Source organism: Stenotrophomonas sp. Ste86, assembly GCF_024519465.1.
Lineage (GTDB): Bacteria > Pseudomonadota > Gammaproteobacteria > Xanthomonadales > Xanthomonadaceae > Stenotrophomonas.
In genome coordinates this window covers 63,139-70,327 of sequence record NZ_JALJRW010000019.1, presented here as the reverse complement: position 1 = coordinate 70,327, position 7,189 = coordinate 63,139, and the positions used below count along the sequence as shown (strand labels likewise).

Genomic DNA, 7,189 nt, shown 5'->3' with positions numbered 1-7,189 from the left:
GCCGGTAGGCCCCTGGGCAAAATAAAGGAGGAGGCCGCCACGCGGCCGGGGGACATTTGCGCCAGGGGCCTACCGGCTGCTACGGGGCCCTCACGCTCGCGACAGATCCAGGCGGAGATACCCCTAGATCAGCACAGCGCCTGGATCACTCGACCACACGCACAGCCGCACGCCATCGGTGACGGCCATTCGAACAAGATGCCCCGCACCATTGAGAGAAAAAAAACCGCACCCTTGCGGATGCGGTTCGTGGTCTGCTATTTCGTGCGCGCACCTGCGTGCGCAGGGTCTTGTTGATACACCGCCACGCCTCAGGTCTCGCGCAACGCCGTGGTGATCGGCAGGCGCGCCGCACGCAGTGCCGGGAACAGACCACCGACCAGCCCGATCCCCAAGGCCCACTTCAGCCCGGTCCACAGCAGCTGCGGCGACACCCGGAACTGGAACACCACCTGGCTGAAGTTGTTGCCCAGCGTGGACACCGTGTAGTTGTTGAACACCAACCACGCCAGCAGGCCCCCCAGGATGCCGCCCAGCAAGGCCAGCAGCATCGTCTCCAGCATCACCGCAGTGATCACCGGCAGCCCGCGGAAACCGATCGCACGCATGGTCGCGATCTCGCGCGCACGCGTGGCCACCGCGGCATACATGGTGTTGAGCGCACCGAACACCGCGCCGATCGCCATGATGCCGCCGATCACCGTGCCCAGCACGTTGATCAGCGTGCTCAGGCCGCCGGACTGCTTGCTGTAGTAGTCGCGCGTGGTTTCCACGTCCAGCTTCAGGCGCGGATCGGCTTCCATCGCTGCCTTGAACTGCTTGAACCCGGCCACGCCGTCGGTACGCACGTTGACCGACTGGTAGGCGCTGCGGTTGTAGGTGGTGGACAGGGTCTGGGTGTCGGCCCACAGCTCGGACTCGTGCACGTCGTTGGAGGCGAACACGCCCACGACCGTCCAGTCCTGCTTGCCCAGCTGCAGGGTTTTGCCCACCTCCAGGCCGTCGAACTGTGCCTTGGCCCCCTTGCCGACCACGATCTCGCGCAGGCCCGGCTTGAAGCGGCGGCCTTCGACGATATGCACCTGCCGTCGGACCGCCCATGCCTGCTCACCGACGCCGCGGAACTGCACGTTGGTATCGGAGTGGTCGCTGCGCGAAAGCAGGCTGATCACCTGCGACAGCTCGGCCGACACCAGCGGCTTGCCGTCCTCGCCGCGTGCCACGCCGGGCAGGCTTTGGATGAGTGGCAGCTGGTCGCGCATGATCACCGAGTTGGTTTCGGCCTGCGAGCCGCCCCGCAGCACGATGGCCACATCATCGCTGCCGCTGCGGCTGAGGGTGGCCTTGAAGCCGTCGCCCATCGCCAGCATCGCCACCAGTACGCCGACCACGCCGGCAATGCCCACCACGATCACCGAGGAGGCGCCCCAACGCTGCGGCAGGCTGGCGATCCCGATGCGCGCGGCCGCCAGCGACAGCCGGCCGCTGCGGGTGAGCAGCAGCCATGCCGCCAGCAGCACCGCGATGGCCAGCACCATCCACCACGGCAGCACCACCCACACCGCCAGGGCGACCAGCAGCACCAGCACCGTCAGCATGTTCCACAACCATTGCTTGTTCATGATGGGCTCCTCAGCGTCCGGCCAATGCATCGACGATCTTCAACCGCTGCGCGCGCAATGCCGGCAGCAGCCCCACCACCACGCCGATCACCGCCATCAGCCCCAGCGCCATCGCCCAGGTCTGCGCGGGCACGCCCGGCAGGCTGATCATGCCCTGGCTGTTGGCGCTGATCACCGGCATCAGGATCGCGGCCAGGCCCATCCCGATCAGCCCGCCCAGCACGATCAGCAGCACCGACTCGACCATCACCAGCACCAGCACGGTGCCGTCCTTGAAGCCCAGCGTCTTGAGGATGGCCAACTCTGGAATGCGCTCGCGCACCGCCTGCGCCATGGTGTTGCCGGTCAGCAGCACCAGGGTGAAAAACACCGCCGCCATGATGCCGGTGACGATCAGGCCGATATCGGCAAACTGCTTGGCGAAGGCCTGCGAGAACGCCGCTTCGGTCTGCGATTTGGTCTCGCGGTCGGAGTTCAGTGACAGCGCATCGATCGCCTGCGCCACGCGCGAGGCGTGCGCCGGGTTGTCCAGCTGCACGGTGTAGAAGCTGACCTGGTTCTTGATGTAGTCGTTGGACTCATCGAAGTAGCTCCAGTGCAGCAGCAGCTGGTTCTCGCCGGCGGCGCTCTTGCGGTCCTTGGCGCGATAGATGCCCACCAGCTGCAGCGGCCAGTCGTTGCTGCCCTTGCGCGGGAAGATGGTGGCCTGCATCGGGATGGTGTCGCCGATCTTCCAGCCGAACCGCTTGGCCAGGGCCTCGCCGACCAGTGCACCGGTACGGGTGTTCTTGAATGCCTCGGCCTGCGCCGGCGGCAGCTCGAACTCCGGGTACAGGTCCATGTAGTTGTCCGACACCGAGAAGCTCGGGAAGAAGTTCTTCGGGTCCTGGTAGATGCCGCCGAACCACATCGCGTAGTTCACCTTGCGCACCCCGGGGGTGGCTTCGATGTCGCGCAGCAGGCGCAACGGCAGGCTCTGGGTGATCGACAGCTTGGAGGACACCACCAGCCGCTTGGCGCCTTCGATGGTGTCGCCGCCGGAATTGAATGCCACGCGCACCGAATCGAGCATGCCAAACAGCAGGAACGCGGCCACCACCGAGAGCAGGGTGAGCAGGGTCCGCGTCTTGCTGCGGAACAACTGCGCCCAGATGAGCGAGAAATACTTCATCGCGGCAACCTCCGTCAGTGGGCCGCTGGCGCGGTGGCCAGTTCGCCCTTGTCCAGGTGCACGGTGTGGGTGGCGTACTCGGCCGCCTTGGGATCATGGGTGACCATGATGATGGTCTTGCCGTGCTCGCGGTTGAGCTGCTGCAGCAGGCCCAGGATCTCCTCGGCGGACTGGCGGTCGAGGTCGCCGGTGGGTTCGTCGCAGATCAGGAAGGTCGGGTCGGAGACGATCGCCCGGGCGATCGCCACGCGCTGCTGCTGGCCGCCGGACAACTCGTTGGGACGGTGGCTGCGGCGGTCGGCCAGGCCGACCAGGGTCAGCGCGATCTCCGCATTGCGCTTGCGCTGGGCCGCGCCCAGGTGGGTGAGCAGCAGCGGCAGTTCCACGTTCTTCTGCGCGGTGAGCATCGGCATCAGGTTGTAGAACTGGAACACGAAGCCCACATGGTGGCTGCGCCAGGTCGACAGCTGCCCGCCGGACATGCGGTCGATGCGCTCGCCTTCGATCTCGATCTCGCCACCGCTGGGCGTATCCAGCCCGCCGATCAGGTTGAGCAGGGTGGTCTTGCCCGAGCCGGACGGCCCCATCAGGGCGACGAAGTCGCCGCGCTGGATGTCCAGGTCGATGCCGTGCAGCACCTGCACCTTCTCGGGGCCGCGCTGGTAGGTCTTGGTGATGTTGCGGAGCGAAACCAGGGTCGACATGGGTGGTTCTCCTTGGAACAAGGCGGATCGAGCGGACGGCATGCGGCGGCGCGCGCCTGCATGCGGCGATCTTGGGGCCGTGGCCGGGTGGGGAACGCGCGGTGGCGGGCAGCAGCCCACCTGCGCGCCGGCACGGCACGGGTAGCGCACACACATTGCATCGCCGCGCCCGGCGGGGCGCAGCGGTTACTGCTGCTGCTTTTCCACGACCTTGCTGCCGTCGTGCAGTTCCGCGGGCGGGTCCACCACCACCACCTCGCCGGCGCTCAGCCCGCGGCTGACCTGGCGGTCGGTGTTGAGGGCGGTGCCGGCGGTGACCTCACGCAGTTCCACGCGCTGGTCGTCCTTGACCACGAAGGCGACGGTCTTCTGCTCGCGCTCGACGATCGCCGCCGCCGGTACGCGCACGCCCTTGGGCGCGGTGGCCTGTGCCGGCGGCGCGGCGTCCAGGAAGCTCACCCGCACGCCCATCTCCGGCACGATGCGCGGATCTTTCACCTTCAGTGCCACGCGCACCTTGACGGTGGCCTTGCCACGGTCGGCGGTGGGCACGATGGCGATCACCTCGGCCGGGATCTTCCAGTCCGGGTAGGCATTGAGCGTGGCCTCCACCGGCATCTTCGGCTGCACGCGGCCGATGAAGGACTCCCCCACGTCCACTTCGATCTCCAGCGATTCCATGTCCACGATGGTGCCGATGCCGGTGCGGGTGAAGCCGCCACCGGCCGACAGCGGCGACACGATCTCGCCGGGCTGTGCGGCCTTGGCGGTAACCACGCCGGAGAACGGTGCACGTACGGTGTTGTTGTCCACGCCCAGGTCGGCGATGGCCAGTGCATCGTTGGCGACCTTGATGTTGCGTTCGGCGGTGCGCAGCTGCGCCCGCAGGCTGTCACGCTGGGACGTGGCCAGGTCGTACTGCGAGCGCGAGACCAGCTGCTGGCCCACCAGCGTCTGCAGGCGGCCGGCTTCGGCGTTGGCCTGTGCGACCTGCGCCTGCAGCCCGGACAGCTGGCTGCGCGCGGCCTCCAGCTGCGAGGCCGACAGGCTGCGCTGCGCGTTGGCATCGATCGGGTCGAGCGTGGCCATCACCTGGCCTTCTTCCACGCGCATGCCTTCTTCGATCATCACCTCGCGCACCTTGCCGGTGATCTTGGCCGAGACCGTGGCCATGCGCCGGGCGACCACGTAGCCGCTGGCATCGAGCACCGAGCTGCTGGCGCTGCCCTGCTGGATCGCCACCACCGGCGCGGTGGTGACCTCGATTGCGCGTTGCCGGCCAAACACGAACCAGGCGATCCCGCCAAGCAGCAGCACCACGATGATCGCCAACGCGATCCACCACCCACGGCGGGGCGAGGGCGGCGGCGGGGTGGTCGCCTTGCGGTCGATGCGGAGTTCCTTGAGCAGTTCAGCGGATGCGTTCATCGTGAGTCTGGACGGGGAATCGGGCCGAGTGTGACCGCAACGGCGGTTGCGGGGCAAACCGGCACCAGGCCGGGTGGTGCACAGCATGCGCGCCCAGCGGCGGCGTGGGCAGTGACAGCTGTCACCTGACTACGCTGACGACGGCCACTGGCCGCGCTGCTGCCGTGGCGCGAGGCTATGCCCTTCCCGCCCGCTCCGGAGTGCCCCGATTTCCGCCCCCGTCGCCTCCCTGCACCACATCGAGGTCCCCTACGGCGCGGTGGCCGCGCTGCAACCGGCGGTGGGCCAGCCGGCGCAGGGCAGTGCGTGGGTGCACATCGCGGGGTGGCCGGCGGTGACCGCCGGTGCGCCGGGCCAGCACGGTGCCGCCTGCGCCGGATGGGCTGAAGTGGCATGATCGCCCCTGTTCGCCCTGCGTTGGAATCGTCCGTGTCATCCAGTCGGCTCGCCTCCCTGTTGCGCCCCGCGCCGGACTCGGCCGTGGCCGAAAACCTGCGGCGTGGCAAATCGCCGTGGGTCGATGCGATCCACCTGCTGTGGACGCTCTGGGTGTTCCTCACCCCCTTGTTCGGCACGGGCTACACCTGGCGTTGGGCGGCGCTGACCCTGCTCACCTACCCGGTGTTCCTGGCGTTGTATGCCGGCGTGTTGCTCGCACCGCGCTGCCACGCGCCGCGCTATGCACTGTCGATGGTAGCGCTGGGGCTGGTACCCCTGGCGTGGTACCCCTCGGCGGTGAGCTATTTCATCTTCGGCTGCGTCACCTTGCGCGTCTCGCGCCGCAGTGGCTACGGGCGCTATCTGCTGCAGCTGCTGGCGTTGAACGCGCTGTTCGTGGTGGTGGGCTGGTTCGCGCACTATCCGTGGCAGGCGCTGATCTGGATCCCGAGCATGGCGGTGATCATCAGCCTGGTGGTCAATTTCGAGACCGCCAGCCATGAAAAGGATGCGGCGCTGCAGCTGTCCCAGGATGAAGTGCGGCGCCTGGCGGCTACCGCCGAACGCGAGCGCATCGGCCGCGATCTGCACGACCTGTTGGGGCATACGTTGTCCTTGATCACCCTGAAGCTGGAGCTCTCGCGCAAGCTGGCCGACCGCGATCCGGCGGGCTCGCGCCGCGAAGTGGCCGAAGCCGAAACCATCGCGCGGCAGGCACTGGCCGAAGTGCGCAGCGCAGTCACCGGCATCCGTGCCAGCGATCTGGCCGCCGAGCTGGCCTCGGCGCGGTTGTTGCTGGAGTACCAGCACGTGCACCTGCACTACGCGCCGCCGCCGCCGATGCCGGTGGCTATCGAACGGGCGCTGTCGCTGGTGCTGCGCGAGGCCGTCACCAATGTTGCCCGCCACGCCCAGGCGCGGCAGGCGTGGATCACCTTTGAACAGGATGGACGCAGCTTGTTGATGCAGATACGCGACGACGGGCGTGGCGGGGTCCACGTCGATGGCAACGGCCTGACCGGCATGCGCGAACGCGTTACCGCGCTGCGTGGCACCCTGGCCATGCAGTCGGCGAAGGGCGAGGGCACCTGCGTGACGGTGCGGGTGACGCTGCCGGCGGCGACCACGCCGGTAGTTGCCGCGGTCGCGGCCGCCGCGGTCCCGGGTGGGGCCACGCCATGATCCGCATCGTGTTGGCCGAAGACCAGGCGATGGTGCGCGGCGCGCTGTCGGCGCTGTTGGGGTTGGAGCCGGACATCGAGGTGCTGGGCAGCGCGGCCGACGGCGAAGCCGCGTGGCGCATGCTGCAGCAGCTGCAGCCGGACATCCTGGTCACCGACATCGAAATGCCCGGGCTGTCCGGGCTGGAACTGGCCCAGCGCATCGCCCGCCAGCAACTGCCCATCAAGGTGGTGATCGTCACCACCTTCGCGCGCTCGGGCTTCCTGCGACGGGCGCTGGATGCCGGGGTGTGCGGCTACCTGCTCAAGGATGCACCCGCCGAACGCTTGGCCGATGCGCTGCGCCAGGTGCAGCACGGCGGGCGCGCGATCGATCCGCAGCTGGCGCTGGATGCCTGGTCGCAGGCCGACCCGCTCAACGACCGTGAACGCCAGGTGCTACGCCTGTCCGGCGACGGTCGCTCGGCCAGCGAGATCGCCACCCAGCTGGGGCTGTCGCATGGCACCGTGCGCAACTACCTGTCCGAATGCATCGGCAAGCTCGGCGTGGCCAACCGTATCGAGGCGTATCGGTTGGCCAGGCAGAAGGGCTGGCTGTAATGCCGGCCGTTGGCCGGCGCTGCACCCTCCTGATCGACATCCCGA

Annotated in this window: 6 protein-coding genes; 2 read left to right on the top strand and 4 right to left on the bottom strand. The window is 68.1% G+C overall.

The genetic code is table 11. From position 1 onward, the window contains the following. Positions 1 to 311: 311 nt before the first annotated feature. The 4 genes from NR101_RS15310 to NR101_RS15295 all read right to left on the bottom strand — a co-directional run bounded on the left by NR101_RS15310 (position 312) and on the right by NR101_RS15295 (position 4,925). Entirely contained in the window at positions 312 to 1,622 is a 1,311-nt protein-coding gene (locus NR101_RS15310) for an ABC transporter permease (protein ID WP_256777046.1), read from the bottom strand. Between the two features lie 10 nt (positions 1,623 to 1,632). Then, entirely contained in the window at positions 1,633 to 2,793 is a 1,161-nt protein-coding gene (locus tag NR101_RS15305; RefSeq protein WP_256777045.1) for an FtsX-like permease family protein, read from the bottom strand. Positions 2,794 to 2,807: 14 nt separating this feature from the next. After that, entirely contained in the window at positions 2,808 to 3,497 is a 690-nt protein-coding gene (locus NR101_RS15300) for an ABC transporter ATP-binding protein (protein WP_256777044.1), read from the bottom strand. A gap of 186 nt (positions 3,498 to 3,683) precedes the next feature. Further along, positions 3,684 to 4,925, bottom strand: coding sequence for an efflux RND transporter periplasmic adaptor subunit (locus NR101_RS15295; protein ID WP_256777043.1), 1,242 nt, complete (start codon positions 4,923 to 4,925; stop codon positions 3,684 to 3,686). A 393-nt stretch (positions 4,926 to 5,318) separates the two neighbouring features. Between NR101_RS15295 and NR101_RS15290 the strand changes: the two genes are divergently transcribed. Both NR101_RS15290 and NR101_RS15285 read left to right on the top strand, forming a co-directional pair. Next, entirely contained in the window at positions 5,319 to 6,545 is a 1,227-nt protein-coding gene (locus tag NR101_RS15290) for a sensor histidine kinase (RefSeq protein ID WP_256777042.1), read from the top strand. Then, positions 6,542 to 7,144: a response regulator transcription factor gene (locus NR101_RS15285; protein ID WP_256777041.1), complete on the top strand. Its 603-nt coding sequence runs from the start codon at positions 6,542 to 6,544 to the stop codon at positions 7,142 to 7,144. The genes NR101_RS15290 and NR101_RS15285 overlap by 4 nt, the downstream gene beginning before the upstream one ends. The last annotated feature ends 45 nt before the right edge of the window (positions 7,145 to 7,189 follow it).

Excerpts from the sequence above, each read along its gene's own strand:
- NR101_RS15285 (WP_256777041.1), top strand. The coding sequence starts at position 6,542 with ATGATCCGCATCGTGTTGGCCGAAGACCAGGCGATGGTGCGCGGCGCG.
- NR101_RS15310 (WP_256777046.1), bottom strand. The coding sequence starts at position 1,622 with ATGAACAAGCAATGGTTGTGGAACATGCTGACGGTGCTGGTGCTGCTG.
- NR101_RS15300 (WP_256777044.1), bottom strand. The coding sequence starts at position 3,497 with ATGTCGACCCTGGTTTCGCTCCGCAACATCACCAAGACCTACCAGCGC.
- NR101_RS15305 (WP_256777045.1), bottom strand. The coding sequence starts at position 2,793 with ATGAAGTATTTCTCGCTCATCTGGGCGCAGTTGTTCCGCAGCAAGACG.
- NR101_RS15295 (WP_256777043.1), bottom strand. The coding sequence starts at position 4,925 with ATGAACGCATCCGCTGAACTGCTCAAGGAACTCCGCATCGACCGCAAG.
- NR101_RS15290 (WP_256777042.1), top strand. The coding sequence starts at position 5,319 with ATGATCGCCCCTGTTCGCCCTGCGTTGGAATCGTCCGTGTCATCCAGT.